At 57.7% G+C, this 18896-nt stretch carries 19 protein-coding genes and 1 riboswitch; of the genes, 6 read left to right on the forward strand and 13 right to left on the reverse strand.

The features are described 5' to 3' along the window. Positions 1-5: 5 nt before the first annotated feature. From V3W49_RS01425 to ssp4, 8 genes are all read right to left on the reverse strand, one after another. Positions 6-713: a Bax inhibitor-1/YccA family protein gene (locus tag V3W49_RS01425; RefSeq protein WP_500143193.1), complete on the reverse strand. Its 708-nt coding sequence runs from the start codon at positions 711-713 to the stop codon at positions 6-8. Between the two features lie 66 nt (positions 714-779). After that, a complete protein-coding gene (gene moaE / locus V3W49_RS01430) occupies positions 780-1232 on the reverse strand; it encodes a molybdopterin synthase catalytic subunit MoaE (RefSeq protein WP_500143194.1) in 453 nt (150 codons plus the stop codon). A gap of 4 nt (positions 1233-1236) precedes the next feature. After that, entirely contained in the window at positions 1237-1482 is a 246-nt protein-coding gene (gene moaD / locus V3W49_RS01435; protein ID WP_500143195.1) for a molybdopterin synthase sulfur carrier subunit, read from the reverse strand. Next, positions 1475-1960 carry a cyclic pyranopterin monophosphate synthase MoaC gene (gene moaC / locus V3W49_RS01440; protein ID WP_500143196.1) on the reverse strand — a complete coding sequence of 162 codons (486 nt, stop codon included), beginning with the start codon at positions 1958-1960 and terminating at the stop codon, positions 1475-1477. Before moaC ends, moaD begins: the two co-directional genes overlap by 8 nt. Positions 1961-1962: 2 nt before the next feature. Beyond that, entirely contained in the window at positions 1963-2475 is a 513-nt protein-coding gene (gene moaB / locus V3W49_RS01445; RefSeq protein WP_500143197.1) for a molybdenum cofactor biosynthesis protein B, read from the reverse strand. Positions 2476-2551: 76 nt separating this feature from the next. Beyond that, a complete protein-coding gene (gene moaA / locus V3W49_RS01450; protein WP_500143198.1) occupies positions 2552-3541 on the reverse strand; it encodes a GTP 3',8-cyclase MoaA in 990 nt (329 codons plus the stop codon). Then, positions 3529-3664: riboswitch (molybdenum cofactor riboswitch) on the reverse strand. (Overlaps the previous gene by 13 nt.) Positions 3665-4701: 1037 nt before the next feature. Further along, positions 4702-5307 (reverse strand): hypothetical protein, encoded by a 606-nt coding sequence (locus tag V3W49_RS01455; RefSeq protein WP_500143200.1) that lies wholly within the window; start codon positions 5305-5307, stop codon positions 4702-4704. Between the two features lie 7 nt (positions 5308-5314). After that, positions 5315-6280, reverse strand: coding sequence for an Ssp4 family T6SS effector (gene ssp4 / locus V3W49_RS01460; protein ID WP_500143201.1), 966 nt, complete (start codon positions 6278-6280; stop codon positions 5315-5317). A 367-nt stretch (positions 6281-6647) separates the two neighbouring features. Between ssp4 and V3W49_RS01465 the strand changes: the two genes are divergently transcribed. Continuing rightward, complete coding sequence (locus tag V3W49_RS01465; protein ID WP_500143202.1) at positions 6648-7553, forward strand: gluconeogenesis factor YvcK family protein; 906 nt, start codon at positions 6648-6650, stop codon at positions 7551-7553. 65 nt (positions 7554-7618) lie between these two features. On the opposite strand, the gene uvrB is transcribed toward V3W49_RS01465, so the two are convergent. Continuing rightward, complete coding sequence (uvrB, locus tag V3W49_RS01470) at positions 7619-9637, reverse strand: excinuclease ABC subunit UvrB (RefSeq protein WP_500143204.1); 2019 nt, start codon at positions 9635-9637, stop codon at positions 7619-7621. 772 nt (positions 9638-10409) lie between these two features. Here uvrB and V3W49_RS01475 point away from each other — a divergent pair. After that, complete coding sequence (locus tag V3W49_RS01475; protein WP_500143205.1) at positions 10410-11117, forward strand: ATP-binding cassette domain-containing protein; 708 nt, start codon at positions 10410-10412, stop codon at positions 11115-11117. Here the strand turns inward: V3W49_RS01475 and bioD are convergent. Genes bioD through bioB form a run of 4 tightly spaced genes read right to left on the reverse strand, consistent with a single transcriptional unit; the run spans position 11114 to position 14721 of the window. Then, complete coding sequence (gene bioD, locus V3W49_RS01480) at positions 11114-11791, reverse strand: dethiobiotin synthase (RefSeq protein ID WP_500143207.1); 678 nt, start codon at positions 11789-11791, stop codon at positions 11114-11116. The genes V3W49_RS01475 and bioD overlap by 4 nt on opposite strands. Continuing rightward, positions 11788-12540: a malonyl-ACP O-methyltransferase BioC gene (gene bioC, locus V3W49_RS01485; protein ID WP_500143208.1), complete on the reverse strand. Its 753-nt coding sequence runs from the start codon at positions 12538-12540 to the stop codon at positions 11788-11790. The genes bioD and bioC overlap by 4 nt, the downstream gene beginning before the upstream one ends. After that, complete coding sequence (gene bioF / locus V3W49_RS01490; protein ID WP_500143209.1) at positions 12524-13681, reverse strand: 8-amino-7-oxononanoate synthase; 1158 nt, start codon at positions 13679-13681, stop codon at positions 12524-12526. The genes bioC and bioF overlap by 17 nt, the downstream gene beginning before the upstream one ends. After that, positions 13678-14721 (reverse strand): biotin synthase BioB, encoded by a 1044-nt coding sequence (gene bioB / locus V3W49_RS01495; RefSeq protein WP_500143210.1) that lies wholly within the window; start codon positions 14719-14721, stop codon positions 13678-13680. Before bioB ends, bioF begins: the two co-directional genes overlap by 4 nt. Before the next feature lie 86 nt (positions 14722-14807). Between bioB and bioA the strand changes: the two genes are divergently transcribed. From bioA to V3W49_RS01515, 4 genes are all read left to right on the forward strand, one after another. Continuing rightward, positions 14808-16097 (forward strand): adenosylmethionine--8-amino-7-oxononanoate transaminase, encoded by a 1290-nt coding sequence (gene bioA / locus V3W49_RS01500; protein ID WP_500143212.1) that lies wholly within the window; start codon positions 14808-14810, stop codon positions 16095-16097. Between the two features lie 61 nt (positions 16098-16158). Then, positions 16159-16839, forward strand: a complete 681-nt coding sequence (locus V3W49_RS01505) for a type 1 glutamine amidotransferase domain-containing protein (protein WP_500143214.1) — start codon at positions 16159-16161, stop codon at positions 16837-16839. 17 nt (positions 16840-16856) lie between these two features. Further along, positions 16857-17333 (forward strand): kinase inhibitor, encoded by a 477-nt coding sequence (locus V3W49_RS01510; RefSeq protein WP_500143215.1) that lies wholly within the window; start codon positions 16857-16859, stop codon positions 17331-17333. Between the two features lie 160 nt (positions 17334-17493). Then, positions 17494-18750: a putative acyl-CoA thioester hydrolase gene (locus V3W49_RS01515; protein WP_500143216.1), complete on the forward strand. Its 1257-nt coding sequence runs from the start codon at positions 17494-17496 to the stop codon at positions 18748-18750. The last annotated feature ends 146 nt before the right edge of the window (positions 18751-18896 follow it).

Below are 18896 nucleotides of genomic sequence, written 5' to 3' on the forward strand. Positions count from 1 at the left end.
CGCGGTTAGCGACGGTTGCCGAAAATACGCAGCAGCATCAGGAACAGGTTGATAAAGTCCAGATAGAGGGTCAGCGCCCCCAGAATGGAGTATCTGCGCATCTGGGCCTTATCCCGGGTATCGATCTGCTCGCCAAGGTTCTTCAGCTTCTGGGTATCATAGGCCGTCAGCCCCACGAAGATCAGCACCCCGATATAGGTAATGGCCCACATCAGCGGCGTGCTTTTAAGCCACAGATTCACCAGCGACGCCAGAATCAGGCCAATCAGCCCCATAAACAGCAGGCTGCCCATTTTGCTCAGATCGCGCTGGGTGGTGTAACCGTAGAGGCTCATGGCGCCGAACATACCGCCGGTCACCATAAAGGTACTGGCGATGGACGAATAAGTGTAGACCAGGAAGATGCTGGAGAAGGTCAGCCCGGTAAGCGCCGAATAGAGCATAAACAGAGCGGTAGCGACGCCGGGACTGAGCTTATGCACCAGCCCGGAAAGCACAAACACCAGCGCCAGCTGAGCGATAATCAGCCCGAAGAAGATAAACTTGCCGGAAAAGATATACATCATCAGTTCCGGCGTATTAGCGGCATACCAGGCGACAAAGCCGGTCAGCAGCAGGCCACAGGTCATCCAGCCATAGACCTGCGCCATATAGGTTTGCAGGCGGCTGCCCTGTTGAACGATGGTCGAATCAGAACGTGGATATCGATCCATGATGGTTCCTCACTCTATAAAATTACCCTTGGGATCTTAAGATTAACACATCCGCCAGGCAGAGGATCACCAACGTTCGGCGGCCTGCTGGTCGCTGCCTTTGGCTTCGACCCAACGCTCCCCTTCCGGCGTGGCTTCCCGTTTCCAGAACGGCGCCCGGGTTTTCAGGTAATCCATAATAAATTCAGCGGCCTCAAAGGCCTGGCTGCGATGAGCGCCGGTCACGCCGACAAAGACTATCTCGTCGCCGGGCCACAGTTCGCCGATGCGGTGAATCACCGTCACCCGCTGCAGCGGCCAGCGTTCGCGCGCTTCAACCACGATCTCCGCCAGCGCCTTTTCGGTCATTCCGGGGTAATGCTCCAGGGTCAGCGCGCTGACGCTGTCGCCCAGGTTATGGTTACGCACCTTGCCGGTAAAGGTCACGACGGCGCCATCGGTGTCGCAGCCCGCCAGCCACTGATACTCTTCGCCAACGTTGAAGCCGTCGCGGCCCACGCGAATTCGGGTATTCTGCATCGCCTTAACCCCCTGTCACCGGCGGAAAGAAGGCGACTTCATCGCCGTCGCGCAGCGGATGGGTAACAGGCACCAGAGTCTGGTTAACCGCGCAGAGCAGCTTGCCGGATTCCAGCGCCAGCGCCCAGCGGTCGCCGCGTTCGACAAGGACACGACGCAGGGATTCCACATCGGCGAACTCCCCCTCCAGATTCAGGCTGTCGCAGTTCACCAGTTCGCGCACCTGGGCAAAAAAGAGTACGTTAATCATGTTGTTCCACCCTAAAATCACCGGATTTTCCGCCGCTTTTGGCCAGCAGGCGCACCGGGCCAATAACCATATCTTTCTGCACCGCTTTACACATATCGTAGATGGTCAGCGCCGCCACCGACGCGGCGGTCAGAGCCTCCATCTCTACGCCGGTTTTGCCGCTCAGGCGACACAGGGCTTCGATACGTACCCGGTTATGTTCCGGTTCGGCGCAGAGAGCCACTTCCACTTTGCTCAGCAGCAGCGGGTGGCACAGCGGAATCAGCTCCCAGGTACGCTTGGCGGCCTGGATCCCGGCGATACGCGCGGTAGCGAACACGTCGCCTTTATGGTGCTGTCCGTCGACTATCATCGCCAGGGTTTCCGGGCGCATGGTGACAAAGGCTTCGGCGCGCGCTTCACGGGTGGTTTCCGCCTTTGCGGAGACGTCCACCATATGCGCTTCGCCGGACTGATTAATATGGGTCAGTTGCGACATCGTTAGCTCTTAAGGTGCGGATGGAAATTACAGGGGCGGTTACGGGCATCAAGCTGGGCCGCGATAATTTTTTCCCAGGCGGTGCGGCAGGCCCTGGTCGAACCCGGCATTGCGAAGAGAAGCGTCCGGTTGGCGATACCGGCAATGGCGCGCGACTGCAGCGTCGCGGTGCCGATCTCTTCAAAAGAGAGCATCCGGAACAGTTCGCCAAACCCGGTCACTTCACGGTCGAACAGCGGCAGCAGCGCTTCCGGCGCCTGATCGCCGTCGGTAAAACCGGTTCCGCCGTTAATCAGCACGACCTGAATGTTTTCGTCGGCAATCCAGGCGGACACCTGAGCGCGAATGGCGTAGCGGTTCTCTTTAACGATGGCTTTCGCCACCACCTGATGGCCGGCCTCCAGGGCCGCATCGCGCAGATAGTGGCCGGAGGTATCATCATCTTCGCCGCGTCGGCTGGAAATGGTTAATACGGCGATGCGCGCCGCAATAAACTCTGCGCTTACCTTACTCATTTTTATTCTCCTTAATTACGGAGCTGTACGCCCGCCCCGTCAGGCTCCGGCTGTTCGGTACGACACTGCCCGCGGTTCAGCCGCCGATATATGAAAGATTATTCGTTATGCCGGTATGACCGTCATGCAGGAAATGGGTCTGCTTTTTATGGGCCAGCGCGCGTTCGATACGCGAGCGCAGCTCGTCCTGATGGCGGTCGTCGGCCAGCAGATCGCGCAGCGCAATGCCGCCATCGCCGAACAGGCACAGATGCAGATTTCCGATGGATGACACGCGCAGCCGGTTGCAGCTGGCGCAAAAGTCCTTCTCGTAGGGCATGATCAGGCCGATCTGTCCGGCGTAGTCAGGGTGGCAGAAGACCTGGGCCGGGCCATCGCTGCGGCTGCGAATCTGATGGATCCAGCCGCGTCTTAACAGTTCGTCGCGCAGCACCGAGCCGGAGATATGGTGCTTGCGGAACAGCTCCCCCCCTTCGCCGGTTTCCATCAGTTCAATAAAGCGCAGTTGGATCGGCCGCGACTGAATCCAGTCCAGGAAGGTGTCGAGCTGATGATGATTAACGTCGCGCATCAGTACGGTGTTGACCTTCACCCGCTCGAAGCCCGCGTCGAAGGCGGCATCGATACCGGCCATCACCTGGTCGAACTTATCCTGGCCGGTAATGGCGTGAAACTGACGGGCGTCCAGGCTGTCCAGGCTGACGTTGATGGCGGTCAGTCCCGCATCGCGCCAGGCGCAGACGTCGCGCGCCATGCGATAGCCGTTGGTGGTAACAGCTATCTGACGCACTGCCGGATTTTCCGCGACGGCGGCCACAATATCGGTAAAGTCGCGGCGCAGGGTCGGCTCCCCGCCGGTCAGGCGTACTTTTTCGGTGCCCAGCGCGGCAAAAGCGCGGGTGACGCGGCGAATCTCGTCGAGGCTCAGAAAGCCCTTATTGGTGACGCCATGGGGGCGATATCCGTCCGGCAGGCAGTAAGTGCAGCGGAAGTTGCAGACATCGGTAATTGAGAGGCGCAGATAGTAAAATTTACGCTCAAACGCGTCGGTAAGTTGAGTGACCATGTACACCTTTCCAGATATCGGGAGATGCAGTCATTTCTTCCTGCACCCTGGTGGCCCGGAGCCACGGCCTGAGCGCCGTATCCTTGTGACTTAGGCGGCAAAGGCTTGAGTGTGTTCCTCATTGAGGATGCTGTGTCGTTACAGAAGCGATAGTAGCGGTAATTTTCGCTTTTCGCCAACTGCCTCTTTCGCTATATAGTTTTATATATAGCGTTAATATTCAACACGTTGACGACAGGATACGTCAAAATCACGCTTTTGCCTTGATATACATCATTATCTCCTGCAGCGCCCGGTCAACGCAAAGTGCCACCGGCGTTTGGCGTGTGCAGAGAGCGTTCTTCCCGGACGAGCAGTTTTTAGTCACCGGCTATGCCACCCATGCCATTGCCCCAGGTGGCTATGCCTCTCCCTCTACAGGTCAGATATAGTCCGAACAAAAACTCACGAAATCACTACTCCTTTGCCTGCTTTATTTTACCGCTATGTGCAATGGCTGCTTTGTGCCAAGAGTGGGCGTTACTGGCATTATGAGTACCTACATTTATGAAAGAAAGTATGAATGCAATACTTGTTTAAAATTACATTACGACATCTAAAAGTTCGTATATCGAAATTATTTACATATAAACTAATAAGAACTAAAATATTCAAAAGATTGTTTTCAATATTGGCATTTGTATATTTGGCTTGTACTCGCTTACATTCTTTTCTGTATGGTCTATACAGCATATCTCTAGTTTTATAGTTAAGCCTGTTAAAAGTCAGGATTAACTAACAATGAGTGGCTTAATTCAGTCTGAACCTACAGTAAAGATATCGGAAACTATAAGCTACCGGTTGCGCAGGTTTATACTTATTCCTGAATGCACTATAACTAGCCCTGTAGGATCAAGTCTATACTCATGAGCATCTTTTTTACTTGTCCGATGTTTAAAGTGCGCATAACCATTAGTGCCATTAATGCAACCAATCATGGAACGATCATATAGCTCTTGCAGTAATTTTACAGATGACAAGTTTACACAATTGTTTTCTATAAATTCAACAGCTTCCGAATAAGTACAGTCATACTTCTGTAAGTATCCCGTATAATCGTGCCATTCACATTTAGAGAGCCTCCGGCATATGGCCTCTGTCAATAACATCAATGAGTGCATTTAACGCCTGATCCCTGCCATATGCCGTGCCTCTATTTTTAGTTGCTTACGCCATACCCGGTTATGCAACATCAGGGCTATTGACCGATAGAACATCGACGAATTCATCCACATAATATTCAGACCAAAAAATATCAGCCCTAAAACAGACGTTATCTGCGGCGTGTAATTGTCAACAACACCGAATAAAAATGAAAACCAGGAAGAGATAAAATAGATACCGGCTATCATTCCTGTCAGCACAATAACCACAAGATGTAATTTATATCCCGTAAAAGAACCACGCGAAGTCAGTAGCATAGTGGTCATAATAATCACACAATAAACGACTGCCGCAAAGAAAACCCCCATCAGTACTTTATATTCAGGTAATCCTAACCAGCGAAACAGCATCATCCAGACAGAAACCTGTGGCATAGCGTAGCAAAAAATGGCAAGTATCATGCTGATAGCTAAGGGAATTCCTGTCATATGTATGCCGACAGGCACGCCGAATCGGCTTTTTAACCGATCTTTTAACAACTCAAGTCGTTGCGGATCATCAGTCGCCATTTTCTTTGTAGTGACAGAGCTTAACGCAAGGCTCTTTCTAATATATTTGATCATCGCCGGGTCAATGACTTCCTGTAAATGAGAACGACTGAATTAAACCAAAAATGTATTTTCCGGATTGCGCAATATTCTGAGGATTTCTGATGGTACCCGAAATTGCACTACCGACAAATGCTGAAGAGTTTGCAACGGCATTCATCAACTCACGTTGCAAGAGTAACTGCAATGCTTCCGTAGGATAACGCTTAGGGTAGACCCCAGCTTTCATTGCCGCTTTAATGCCTGAATTAGAGATACCGGGATTTCGGATACGAATAATTTCCTCTGTCAATCGTGCGCGGTCGGCTCGGCCCATTTTTTGCAATAATGAGAGTAAACTTTCCGTCGTCGAACGATTAAGCAGGCGGTAGGTTAATGCGGCACTTTTTAAACCCGCAGCAGCCCCGGCAAGAGAAATCATATCGAGAGCAGTATTGGTTGCCGTATACCACTCCTGAGAATCCAACCATGCAACATAGTTATCATGATTCATGGCAATTAATGAAAGCCGACCAAGCCCATTTGCGCATTGAATCCCTGTCGCTACACCACCAGCGGTAATCACAGCGGCAACTGCTGTGGAGGTCCCCCCAGAGAAAGGAATGGCCATACCTGCGCCCGCTACAAGCACGACTGTGAGAATTGCGGCCCCACATGAAATCGCCGTCGAACCAATTTCAGTCGCCAGTGAAGGCGACTGAATCGTATTAGTCGTTGCCTGAACGGGATTATTAGATGACGCGTTGACTTTTGTTACTACTACATGACTTACCGAACTCTCATTTGGTGTCGCGATCCGCCTTGATGGTCTTACTAACCACTGACGTGCACCGTCTGAATAAATAATTCCGACCTGACTGAAGTTTCGGCTGCAGTCCAACTGATTGGCAAGAGCCGTAAAATCAATATCGCCGCCGGAGGCAAGACCCAAACTTCGTGCAAAGCTGTAATCCGGAAGGTTTTTTGAGAACTGTGCCGGGAATGTCATTCTGTCTCTCCGCGTGCGTAAATTCCTATATTGTTGAGATATCAAGAGTAAAGGTCCTATGACAGCAATAAATTAAGAATATTCTGAATAAAACTCATATGCAGCTTGTCGCTGAAAAGGTGTGATGGAGATAAACCCGGATGAATAAAAAAACAATGGATATCCGGGTAAAATAGAAGAGGCCAAAGTCATTGTCATGTCGTCACAACGTCAGGGAGGACTCAAAGTCGACCTGGAGACTCAGAGGATATTTTAGAAGTGTTCAGAGAAGGCATTACAGTCTGGCCGCTCTCCCCCACAGCGCTGTTCGTCTTTTCCGCCGCTTTGCGCTACCTTAAGGGCGGAACGTTATCCTGAAGGAATCGCTATGCGTAGTCGCACTTTTGCCGATCTTGACCGGGTGGTTGCCCTGGGCGGTGGTCACGGTCTGGGGCGCGTGATGTCCGCCCTCTCTTCGCTGGGTTCGCGTCTGACCGGTATTGTCACCACCACTGATAACGGTGGCTCCACCGGCCGTATCCGTCGCTCTGAAGGAGGGATCGCCTGGGGGGATACCCGCAACTGCCTGAATCAGTTAATTACCGAGCCCAGCGTGGCCTCGGCGATGTTTGAATACCGTTTTGGCGGTAACGGCGAACTGGCGGGCCATAACCTCGGAAACCTGATGCTTAAGGCGCTGGATCATCTTAGCGTGCGGCCGCTGGAGGCCATTAACCTGATTCGCAATCTGCTGAAGGTAGACGCGTTTCTGATCCCCATGTCCGAACAGCCGCTGGATCTTGCCGCCACCGACCGCGAAGGCAATATGGTGTACGGCGAAGTAGACATCGACCAGCTCAGCGCGCCCCCCGCCGATCTGATGCTTTCGCCGAAGGGCCACGCCACCCGTGAAGCGCTGCAATCCATCGCCGATGCCGATCTGATTATTATGGGGCCCGGCAGCTTTTACACCAGCCTGATGCCGATTCTGCTGCTGGAAGATATGGCCCAGGCCCTGCGCCGTACGCCAGCGCCGGTGGTATTCATTGATAACCTGGGGGCGGAACATAGCCCCGCCGCCGATCTGGATCTCGGCCAGCGACTGGCGCTGATGGAGCGCCACGTGGGGAAACACTTTGTGGATGCGGTGGTAGCGCGCCCCGGCGTCAGCATCCGTGGCTGCGGCGACCGGGCCATCATCGAAGAGCCGCTGGAAGCCAGCGACATCCCCTACCGCCACGATCGCCATCTGCTGCGCCTGGCGCTGGAAAAAGCGCTCCAGGCCCTCGGCTAACTTTCCCGTCATACCTCAAGCCGCGGGGCATCTCTGCCTGCGGCTTCAATTATTGCGGGGAAACATCAGGAAGCCGCGATAAACAGCTCGCGCAGCTGGTGAATCTGATCGCGCAGTGCCGCCGCCTGTTCGAATTCCAGATCCCTGGCGTGCTGCATCATCTGCTCTTCCAGCTGCTGAATTTTCTGCTGCAGCGCTTTCGGCGTCATCTCTGCCGCTTCCGCCGTTGCGGCTACCGCCCGGCCGCGACCGCGGCCCTTCGCCCTGGTACGAGCCAGCCCTTCGCCCAGCGCCAGAATATCCACCACCTTCTTGTTAAGTCCCTGAGGCACAATGCCGTGCTCTTCATTATAGCGCTGCTGCTTCTCGCGACGGCGTTCGGTTTCGCCAATCGCCTTCGCCATAGAAGGCGTGATCTTATCGCCGTACAGAATCGCCTGGCCGTTAACGTTACGCGCGGCGCGACCGATGGTCTGAATCAGGGAGCGCTCTGAACGCAGGAAGCCCTCTTTATCGGCATCAAGAATCGCCACCAGCGACACCTCCGGCATATCCAGCCCTTCTCGCAGCAGGTTTATCCCCACCAGCACGTCGAACTCGCCAAGGCGCAAATCGCGAATAATCTCCATGCGCTCCACGGTATCGATATCCGAATGCAGATAGCGTACCCGCTCTCCGTGCTCTTCCAGATATTCGGTCAGGTCTTCCGCCATACGTTTGGTCAGGGTGGTCACCAGCACCCGTTCGTTGCGGGCGGCGCGTTGACGGATCTCCGACAGCAGATCGTCCACCTGAGTCGCCACCGGTCGGACTTCGATCATCGGATCCAGCAGCCCGGTTGGCCGCACTACCTGATCGATAACATCGCCGCCGGATTTTTCCATCTCGTAATTGCCCGGCGTAGCAGAAACGTAGATGGTCTGTGGGGCCAGCGCTTCGAACTCTTCGAACTTCAGCGGGCGGTTATCCAGCGCCGAAGGCAGCCGGAAGCCATACTCCACCAGAGTCTCCTTGCGCGCCCGATCGCCGCGGAACATGCCGCCTATCTGGGGAATGGTCACGTGGGATTCATCCACCACCAGCAGCCCGTCGGCGGGCAGGTAGTCGAACAGGGTCGGCGGCGGCTCGCCCGGGCCGCGCCCGGAAAGATAGCGCGAATAGTTCTCGATGCCCGAGCAGTAGCCCAGTTCGTTCATCATCTCCAGATCGAACTGAGTACGCTGGCTCAGGCGCTGCTCTTCCAGCAGCTTGTCATTGGCCAGCAGTACCCTGCGGCGTTCCGCCAGCTCCTCTTTGATCTCTTCCATCGCCTGAACGATGCGCTCGCGCGGCGTCACGTAGTGGGTTTTTGGGTAGATGGTATAGCGCTGCACCGTAGACTCCACGTGGCCGGTCAGCGGATCGAACAATGACAGCCGTTCCACTTCGTCGTCGAACAACTCCACCCGCAGCGCCACCTCGTCTGATTCCGCCGGGAAGATATCGATAACCTCGCCGCGCACCCGGAAGGTACCGCGCTGGAACGCCTGGTCGTTACGGGTGTACTGTAGCTCCGCCAGGCGGCGCAGAATCGAACGCTGATCCACCAGCATGCCAACGGTCAGGTGCAGCATCATCTTCAGGTAAAGATCGGGATCGCCCAGGCCGTAGATGGCCGAAACCGACGCCACCACCACCACATCGCGTCGCTCCAGCAGCGCCTTGGTGGCCGACAGCCGCATCTGTTCGATATGCTCGTTCACCGAGGCGTCTTTTTCGATAAAGGTGTCGGAGCTGGGAACATAGGCTTCGGGCTGGTAGTAATCGTAGTAAGAGACGAAATACTCCACCGCGTTTTCCGGGAAGAACTCCTTCATTTCGCCATATAGCTGAGCCGCCAGGGTCTTATTAGGCGCCAGCACCATGGTGGGGCGCTGCAAATTCGCGATGACGTTGGCGATGGTGAAGGTTTTCCCCGAGCCGGTCACCCCCAGCAGGGTCTGATGAGCCAGCCCGTCGTCCAGCCCCTCGCAGAGGCGTCGAATCGCTTCGGGCTGATCGCCGGAAGGTTGAAAGGCGGAGTGGAGTTTTAACGCTTTGCTCATGGCGGGCTACCTGATGGTGAAGAAGTGTGCAAGCCGGAGAGTAATTTTACTCGCCGCGGGCGTTTTTGCCAATCACAATAGCTGGATGGAAACACAGTAATTCATCGCTTAACCTTGTGCCGTAAAGCGAATTCACCGGCAAATATTCGCCGTTTTGCCGCCGCGCTGGATTTTTCACCCCTGCGCCTCTGGTTATCCCCAGAACGGAGGTAAGATTTAACATTTGTCAAGTCAGGTGATGAAAGTTTTATTTCTGAGTATGGCGGTTTTATGACAAGGATTGATTTTATTTAACTCATTGATACAAATATAAATTTAAATAAAGGCGGCTTTGACGCCAATTCAGGCGCGACCCGCGTCTTTTCTTGCTTACCGCACGTTTTCTAACTCTAATACACAAGGTTATCCACAGGAATAGTGGATAACTGCTCCGGGGCCACAAACCATGCCGCCTGCCCGAAAACCCTGGTTTGTGTGTGTCGGGCCGCAAAAAAAAGTTTTATGCTTTTTTTTGTCTCTTTAAGCGCTCGCGACGTATCCCAGTCCGACACCATAAATAACCGCATCTGCACCAAAAAGGCGAAGCTGTCAGCACCGTCGAAGTGCAGCCATCCCCTCCATAGAACAGCGTAAAACTCTGCATTGTGGCGTCTTGTCCGTTTTTTTAGCGTGTTGTTGCGCTTTTTGTTAACTGGAATAGCTGGCAAGCGATTTGCACCGCCTCCGGGTAGCCGCGCATGCGGCGACCAGGCCCTGGCAGAGGAGAGCAGCCATGTTGAGTGTACGCGCAGTGAATCAGTTTTACGGCGATCGCCACGTATTATGGAATGTGGATCTGGAACTGGCGCCGGGAGAGTGTACCTGCCTGCTGGGCGAGCCAGGAGCCGGAAAAACAACCCTGGCTAACTGCATTACCGGCCACCTGCCGGTGCAGAGCGGTGCCCTGCTCTGGCAAACGCCCGGCGGGCCGCCGGAAGATTTGCGTAATATGTCGGTCGCGCGCAGAGCCGCGCTGGGTATTGGTTATCTGCCTCAGGGCCAGCGGCTGTTTACCCGGCTTTCGGTGGAGCAGAATCTGCATATCGCTCTACGGGCCGTTAACGCCACTCCCCGGGCGATTCCGCCGCTAATAGACGCCCTGTTTCCGGCGCTCTACGCCGTCCGTCACCTGCCGGCAGGCGCACTGCCCATACAGCTACGCCAGCCGCTGGCGCTGGCGTTGGCGCTGGTCACCGGCCCCCGGTTGTTGATTCTGGACGAACCATTACGCGCGCATCCTCAGACGCCGCTCGAAGAGATGGCACTGCTGGTGAAACGGCTGGTTCAGGAGTTCGGAATGACGGTTCTGCTGGCGGAACGCAGCCTGTCGCTAATCCGCAGAGTGGCGGATCGTTTCTGCTTACTGCACCGCGGACGTAACCTGGCCCAGGGTGGGCCAGGTCAACTGGATGAACGGCTGCTGGGCTGGATGGCGCCTTAACCGTCGAGCTGCGTTAAATCGAGCCACTGGCCGCCGGGTGCCGCGGGCTCCGCAAGCCAGGGGATCTCGCCGAGCATCGGCGCCGGTAGCTGCGCACGCAGCGTAGCCAGATATTCCGCATGGCGGCGCCCGGGCGGCTGCACATCATTGGCGACCCAGCCCGCCAGCCGCAGCCCGGCGCTCTGCACCGCGGCGGCGGTCAGCAGCGCATGATTGATGCAGCCAAGTTTAACGCCCACCACCAGAATCACCGGTAGCTGCTCTTCCACCACCCAGTCGGAAAAAAAGGTCGTGTCGGACAGCGGTGTAAACCAGCCGCCAGCGCCTTCCACCAGCACCCAGTCGGCCTGACGCTCCAGGTCGCGCAGCCCGGCGGACAGCGCGCCGAACGTGATGGGTCTGCCCTCTTCCCGGCTGACAATGTGCGGCGACGTTGGCTCCAGAAACGTCAGCGGATTCACCTGGGCATAGTCCAGCGCCTGGGTGCTGTGACGCTGCAACGCCAGGGCATCGCCATTACGCACGCCCTCATCGGTCATCTCGCTGCCGGAGGCCACCGGCTTATAGCCCGCGGTACGCCAGCCCGCCAGAGCGGCGGCCTGCAACAGTGCACAACTGGCGACGGTTTTTCCCACTTCGGTATCGGTTCCGGTTACAAACCAACGTTTAGTCACTTCTCAATCGCTCCATAAAACAGTTGATAGCTCAGGGGGAACTTCCCCTCATGTTGCGGCCAGGCCAGGGCCAGCGCGTTAAGCTGGCCGCGGGTCAGGGTTCTGGCGGCGCGCCCGTCGTGCAGATGGGTGGCGCCGATGCCCTTCAGTGAACGCATGGCGCTCAGCGGAGAGTCGAACCAGAGCGTGACCATTGCGCTGTGCCCGCGCATACCCTGGGTACCGGCCGCCGCCATAATCTGCTCTGCGCTCAAAAACCGGTTAGCGTGGCGCTGGCTGTCCACCGCGCGCCACGCCTGATGCAGTTCCGGCAGCGACCCCTCGCACAGGGTGCTGAACAGCACCCGACCGCCAGGGCGAACCACGCGCTTGAGCTCCGCCAGCCCGCGGGACAAAGAGCCGCACCACTGTACCGCCAGATTACTCCAGGCGAGCGCGACGCTGTCGTCCGCCAGCGGCAGCGCTTCAATATCGCCCTGCACGCAGTGGTGAGCCGCCTGGCTGTCCCTGACCTGCTCCAGCATGGCCGGAGCCAGATCCAGAGCAATCACCTGACTGCCGCGCTGGCGCCAAAGGCGGCTGAAAAAGCCGGTGCCGCAGCCAGCATCGAGTACAGTGTCCGGTACTCCGTCTCCGGCCTGCTGCATCAGGCGCTGACCGCTCATGCGCTGCAGTTCGGCGAAACGATCATAGGTAGCGGCAGCCCGCCCGAAGGCGCCGGCCACGGCCTGCTTATTCACGGCAGTCATGCAGCGCCTCCAGTAGTGCATCGATATCCTGTTCCCGATGGGCCGCGCTCAGGGTTAGCCGCAGCCGCGCGCTACCGGCCGGCACCGTCGGCGGGCGAATGGCGCAGCACCAGAGTCCACGCGCCAGCAAGCGCTCCGCCAGCCGCAATGCCCGAAGGTTATCACCGACAATCAGCGGCTGAATGGCCGTCTGCGACTCCGCCAGCTGAAACGGAAGCTGTGCCGCCCCGCCCCGAAAACGGGCGATCAGCCCCTGTAAATGCTGGCGCAGCGCCTCGCCTTCGGGGGCGCGAATCACCGCCAGCGCCGCCGACAGCGCCCGGGCCTGAGCGGGCGGCATGGCGGTGCTGTAAATCAGGTGGCGGGCGAACTGCAGCAGATAATCGGCGAGCGGTTCGCTGCACAACACCGCCGCGCCGCTGACGCCAAAGGCTTTACCAAAGGTCACCACCAGCAGCTCGGGCCGGATACCGGCCCGGTGGCAGCTGCCGCGCCCCTGTTCACCGGTAACGCCGATACCGTGGGCGTCATCCACCATCAGCCAGCCTCCGGCGGCGCGAGTGGCGGCAGAGACCTGTGCCAGCGGCGCGCGATCGCCGTCCATACTAAAGACACCTTCGGTTATCACCAGCTGCTGGCCCTCGCAGGGGGCGGCCAGCAGACGGCTTAACGCCGCGACATCGTTGTGGGGAAAGCGCCGCAGCTGCGCCGGGCTCAGACTGGCCGCTTCCAGCAACGAAGCGTGGCTCAGACGATCGGCCACCAGCCGATCCCCCTTACGGGCCAGCGCGTGGATCACCGCCTGATTGGCCGCAAAGCCAGAGATAAACAGCAGCGCGCGCGGATACCCCAGCCAGTCGGCAAGGCTCTGCTCCAGCGTCTGATGCGCTTCGCTGTAGCCGGTAACATGGCCGGAGCCGCCGCTCCCCACGCCGTAGCGCGCCGCCCCATCCTGCCAGGCGGCAATAATCTGCGGATGGCGGCTCAGCCCCAGATAGTCATTGCTGGAAAAGTTGCGCCACTGGCGATCGCCCCTCTGCAACAGACGGCCGTTACCGCAGGCCAGAGGCTGCCGAACCCGCATACCATCAGTGGCGCGTCGCTCGTTCAGCGCCGCATCAATACGCTGCGACCAGCTCATAGCGCTGCCGCGTCGTACCAGGGGGCGCTGGCATCGGCGCGTTCGATCTGGCGGGTCAGTCGTTCCTGCTGTTCGTTATCGCCCGCCTCGACGGCGCGAGACTGGGGATTCAGCCCCAGCTTACGGAACAGCTGCAGGTCTTTGTCCTCTTCCGGGTTCGGCGTGGTCAGCAGCTTGCAGCCGTAGAAAATCGAGTTGGCCCCGGCCATAAAGCACATGGCCTGGGTCTGTTCGTTCATCTGCTCGCGCCCGGCGGACAGGCGCACATAAGAGCGCGGCATCATAATGCGCGCCACGGCGATGGTACGGATGAAATCGAAAGGATCGACATCGTCATTTTCCGCCAGCGGCGTCCCTTTCACTTTCACCAGCATGTTGATCGGCACGCTTTCCGGAGGGGTGGGCAGATTCGCCAGCTGTAGCAGCAGACCGGCTCTGTCTTTCACCGTCTCCCCCAGACCAACGATACCGCCGGAGCAGACCTTAATACCGGCATCGCGCACCCGGTCAAGGGTATCGAGCCGCTCCTGGTAGCTGCGGGTGGTGATGATATTGCCGTAGAACTCCGGCGAGGTATCCAGGTTGTGGTTGTAGTAATCCAGGCCGGAACCCGCCAGACGCCGGGCCTGCTCGTCGCTGAGCGTCCCCAGGGTCATACAGGTTTCAAGGCCCAGCGCCTTCACCCCCTGAACCATCTGCTCAAGGTAAGGCATATCGCGGTCGCTGGGGTTCTTCCAGGCGGCCCCCATACAAAAACGGGTCGATCCGGCATCCCGGGCCTGACGGGCGGAAGTCAGCACCTGTTCGACCTCCATCAGCTTTTCCGCCTCAAGCCCCGTCTTATAGCGTGCGCTCTGGGGACAATATTTGCAGTCTTCAGGGCAGGCGCCGGTCTTGATTGACAGCAGCGTGCTCACCTGCACCTGACGCGGATCGAAATGCTGGCGGTGCACCTGCTGCGCTTCGAACAGCAGATCCAGAAACGGTTTTTCGAACAGGGCGTTAACCTGCTCCATTGTCCAGCGAGTGGGATGGGTCATGAGCCTCTCCAGGGGGTGTTGTTTCTTTCGGTTTTTGGTTATTCTTGTAAACCTAAATCTTTTTAAAATGGTTTACAAGTTCGCTTATGACCCCTGCCGATCTCGAATTCGACCGCCAGCATATCTGGCATCCTTACACCTCCATGAGCCAGCCACTGCCCACCTGGCCCGTTGTCGCCGCCCGGGGCTGCGAGCTGGAGCTTTCCAGCGGCGAGCGGCTGGTCGACGGCATGTCTTCCTGGTGGGCCGCGATTCACGGCTACAATCACCCGCAGCTCAACGCCGCTCTCACACGCCAGATGGCGCAGATGTCCCACGTGATGTTCGGCGGCATTACCCACCCGGCGGCGGTGGAACTGTGTCGGCGTCTGGTAGCGATGACGCCCGCCGCGCTGGAGTGCGTATTCCTGGCGGATTCCGGTTCAGTGGCGGTGGAAGTGGCGATGAAAATGGCGCTGCAGTACTGGCAGGCGAAGGGCGAACCGCGTCAGCGTTTTCTCACCCTGCGCAATGGCTACCACGGCGACACCTTTGGAGCGATGTCGGTTTGCGATCCTGATAACTCAATGCACAGCCTGTGGCGCGGCTATCTGCCGGAAAATCTGTTTGCCCCGGCGCCCCAAAGCCGTTTTGACGGCGAATGGGATGAGCGCGACCTGGTGGGTTTCGCCCGTCTGATGGCCGCCCATCGCCGTGAGATTGCCGCAGTGATTCTGGAGCCGGTAGTTCAGGGCGCGGGGGGTATGCGGATGTGGCATCCCGAGCTGCTGCGCCAGATTCGCCGCCTGTGTGACCGCGAAGGAATACTGCTGATTGCCGACGAAATCGCCACCGGCTTCGGGCGTACCGGTAAGCTGTTCGCCTGTGAACATGCCGATATCAGCGCGGATATTCTGTGTCTGGGTAAGGCGCTGACCGGCGGTACCATGACGCTCTCCGCCACCCTGACCACCCGCCACGTGGCGGAGACGATCAGTAACGGCGAGGCGGGCTGCTTTATGCACGGCCCCACCTTTATGGGCAACCCGCTGGCCTGCGCGGTGGCCTGCGAAAGTCTGGCGCTGCTGGAGCAGGAAGACTGGCAGAGCCAGGTGGCGGCCATTGAAAGCCAGCTGCGTCAGACCCTGCTGCCGCTAATCGATGAACCGGAAGTCGCCGACGTGAGGGTGCTTGGCGCCATCGGCGTAGTGGAAACCCATACGCCGGTAGATATGGCGGCTATCCAGCGCTTCTTCGTCGAAGCCGGAGTCTGGATCCGCCCCTTCGGTCGCCTGATCTATCTGATGCCCCCCTACGTTATCACGCCAGAGCAGCTAAACCGGCTGACCAGCGCCGTTGCTGCCGCGCTGCGTCAACCGACACTTTTCCAGCGCTGAGACCATCACTCCCGGTGGATGCACTACACTTCAGGCAGTCGTCCTCAACCGGGAGAAAACGATGAAAATACTTATGGTGCTGACCTCGCACGATAAACTGGGGGATACCGGCAAAAAAACCGGCTTCTGGCTCGAAGAGTTCGCCGCCCCGTTCTATGTTTTTCTCGACGCCGGTCTGGCCATTACCCTGGCCTCTCCCGCTGGCGGCCAGCCGCCGCTCGATCCCAAAAGCGACCAGCCGGACGCCAGGACCGAAGATACCCGCCGCTTCCGCGCCGACCCGGAGGCGAAAGCGGCGCTGGCCGCGACCCGCAAGCTTGGCGACATCCGCTCCCGGGACTACGATGCCCTGTTTTACCCCGGCGGCCACGGCCCGCTCTGGGATCTGGCGCAGGATCCCGACTCCCTGGCTCTGATCGAGCAGTTCTGGGCGGCGGGCAAACCGGTGGGCGCGGTCTGCCACGCTCCCGGCGTGCTGTACAAGGCCCGCAAGCCTGACGGCTCGCCGCTGGTGGCTGGCAAGCGGGTTACCGGCTTTACCAACAGTGAAGAAGAGGCAGTCGGACTGACCCGGGTGGTTCCCTTCCTGGTGGAAAATGCGTTAAAACAGGCAGGCGGCCTGTTTGAACGCACCGACGACTGGGGGGCTTTCGCCATCACCGACGGCCATCTGGTCACCGGGCAGAACCCGGCCTCTTCGGTTGTTGCCGCACAAGAGTTGTTAAAATTATTAAAGCGCTAAAGTAACAAGGAGTCAGAATGAAACTCTTTAGTGAAGATATCACTGACGGCGCAAAGCTGCCGGAACGCCAGGTATTCAATGGTATGGGCTACAGCGGCGAGAACCTCTCCCCCCACCTGGCGTGGGACGAGGTGCCAGACGGTACGAAAAGCTTTGTGGTGACCTGCTTCGATCCCGACGCCCCTACCGGATCCGGCTGGTGGCACTGGGTAGTCGCGAATCTGCCTGAAGATACTCGCGAACTGCCGCCCGGTGCGGGTTCTGGCGCGGCGCCGCTGCCCGGGGGAGCCATCCAGACCCGTACTGACTTCGGCACGGCCGGATACGGTGGTGCCGCGCCGCCGCAGGGCGAAAGCCATCGCTACATTTTTACCGTTCACGCGCTGGACGTTCCGGCCATAGAGGTGGACGAGAACGCCAGCGGCGCCATGGTGGGCTTTAACGTTCACTTCCACTCGCTGGGCCAGGCCAGTCTGACCGCCTGGTATATTTAACGCCATCGCGGGAGGCCTGGGTTAAAATCGGCTTCCCGTTTCGCTCAAGTTAGTATAAAAAGGCAGGTTTCTGATAATGAATCCTGCCGCTCATGGGGCTTCGGGCCAAATACTCAGGCAGGACTGTTATTCGTCATCCGTTATAGCCAAGGAGCAACCCTTGAAAACTTTTTCGCTATCCCGCCTGGCCCTGGCACTGGCCGTTGGCGTGACGCTGAGCGCATGCAGCTCTTCCGGCAGCCGTTCTGACCAGGAAGCGCCAGGCAGCCAGTCGCGCCCCATTCTTTCCGCCGGTGAAGCCAAAAACTTTACCCAGCAGCGCTACTTCTCTGATATCGCTCCTGATGCAGCCCCCTGGTCCCCGTCGGACATTACTGTCCCCCAGTCGCCTGACTTTGTGGTCGGCCCGGCAAACGGCGAAGGCGTGACCCATACGACCATTCAGGCTGCGGTCGATGCCGCGATGGCGAAACATTCCAGCCGCCGTCAGTACATCGCCATTCAGCCCGGCGAATACAGCGGTACCGTCTATATTCCGGCGGGCTCCGACAGCCTGACTCTTTACGGTACCGGCAACAACCCCGGTGATGTGAAGATAGGCATGGCACTGGATTCTGAAGTGGACGCCAACACCTGGCGACATGCCGTTAACCCCGGCGGCAAATATATGCCCGGTAAACCGGCCTGGTATATGTTTGATAACTGTCAGAACCGCCGTGAAGGCAATGTCGGCATTATGTGTTCCGCCGTATTCTGGTCCCAGAATAGCGGGCTACAGCTGAAAAACCTGACCATCCAGAACACCCTGGGTGATGCCGTGGGCGAAGGCGATCACCGGGCAGTGGCGCTGCGCAGCGACGGTGATAAGGTGCAGATCGACCACGTCAATATCCTTGGTCGCCAGAATACCTTGCTGGTCACCAACAGCGACCTGAATAACCGGATGATGGATAACCGACTGACCCGCACTCTGGTCACCAACAGCTATATTGAAGGGGATGTCGATATGGTCGCCGGTCGCGGCGCGGTGGTGTTCGATAACACCGATTTCCGGCTGGTCAACTCCCGTACCCAGAAGCAGGGGTGGGTCTTTGCGCCAGCGACGGCTTCCAATATGTACTACGGCTTCCTGGTGGAAAACAGCCGCCTCACCGCCGATGGCGAAGGCGTGGCGCAGCTGGGCCGCGCCTGGGATCTGGGCGGCCACTCCAACGGCCAGGTGGTTATCCGCAACAGCACCATCAATGCCGGTTTTAACCGCGACCAGCCCTGGGGCGACGCCGCCGAATCCGGCCGCGCCTATGCCGGTAACGTCGGCGACGGTAAAGACGACGATGGCAATATCAAACGCGATCTGAACGATCCTGGCTTTAACCGCCTGTGGGAATACCAGAACATCGGTGAAGGTAGCGAGTAATCGCTAAAATAGCAGAGGCGCCGGATTTGGCGCCTTTTTTTAGAATAATCAAACATATTTAACGAATATATTTCGAGGCATAGTGAATGAGTAAATAATAAAGTAGATAAAAGAGCCATAAAAAACAGTGTCATATGAATGTGGGT

The sequence above is a fragment of the Rosenbergiella sp. YN46 genome, assembly GCF_036620675.1.
Classification (GTDB): Bacteria; Pseudomonadota; Gammaproteobacteria; order Enterobacterales; family Enterobacteriaceae; genus Jejubacter.

Coding starts and splice junctions, on each gene's coding strand:
- V3W49_RS01425 (WP_500143193.1), bottom strand. CDS start 713: ATGGATCGATATCCACGTTCTGATTCGACCATCGTTCAACAGGGCAGC.
- moaE (WP_500143194.1), bottom strand. CDS start 1,232: ATGCAGAATACCCGAATTCGCGTGGGCCGCGACGGCTTCAACGTTGGC.
- moaD (WP_500143195.1), bottom strand. CDS start 1,482: ATGATTAACGTACTCTTTTTTGCCCAGGTGCGCGAACTGGTGAACTGC.
- moaC (WP_500143196.1), bottom strand. CDS start 1,960: ATGTCGCAACTGACCCATATTAATCAGTCCGGCGAAGCGCATATGGTG.
- moaB (WP_500143197.1), bottom strand. CDS start 2,475: ATGAGTAAGGTAAGCGCAGAGTTTATTGCGGCGCGCATCGCCGTATTA.
- moaA (WP_500143198.1), bottom strand. CDS start 3,541: ATGGTCACTCAACTTACCGACGCGTTTGAGCGTAAATTTTACTATCTG.
- V3W49_RS01455 (WP_500143200.1), bottom strand. CDS start 5,307: ATGATCAAATATATTAGAAAGAGCCTTGCGTTAAGCTCTGTCACTACA.
- ssp4 (WP_500143201.1), bottom strand. CDS start 6,280: ATGACATTCCCGGCACAGTTCTCAAAAAACCTTCCGGATTACAGCTTT.
- V3W49_RS01465 (WP_500143202.1), top strand. CDS start 6,648: ATGCGTAGTCGCACTTTTGCCGATCTTGACCGGGTGGTTGCCCTGGGC.
- uvrB (WP_500143204.1), bottom strand. CDS start 9,637: ATGAGCAAAGCGTTAAAACTCCACTCCGCCTTTCAACCTTCCGGCGAT.
- V3W49_RS01475 (WP_500143205.1), top strand. CDS start 10,410: ATGTTGAGTGTACGCGCAGTGAATCAGTTTTACGGCGATCGCCACGTA.
- bioC (WP_500143208.1), bottom strand. CDS start 12,540: ATGACTGCCGTGAATAAGCAGGCCGTGGCCGGCGCCTTCGGGCGGGCT.
- bioF (WP_500143209.1), bottom strand. CDS start 13,681: ATGAGCTGGTCGCAGCGTATTGATGCGGCGCTGAACGAGCGACGCGCC.
- bioB (WP_500143210.1), bottom strand. CDS start 14,721: ATGACCCATCCCACTCGCTGGACAATGGAGCAGGTTAACGCCCTGTTC.
- bioA (WP_500143212.1), top strand. CDS start 14,808: ATGACCCCTGCCGATCTCGAATTCGACCGCCAGCATATCTGGCATCCT.
- V3W49_RS01505 (WP_500143214.1), top strand. CDS start 16,159: ATGAAAATACTTATGGTGCTGACCTCGCACGATAAACTGGGGGATACC.
- V3W49_RS01510 (WP_500143215.1), top strand. CDS start 16,857: ATGAAACTCTTTAGTGAAGATATCACTGACGGCGCAAAGCTGCCGGAA.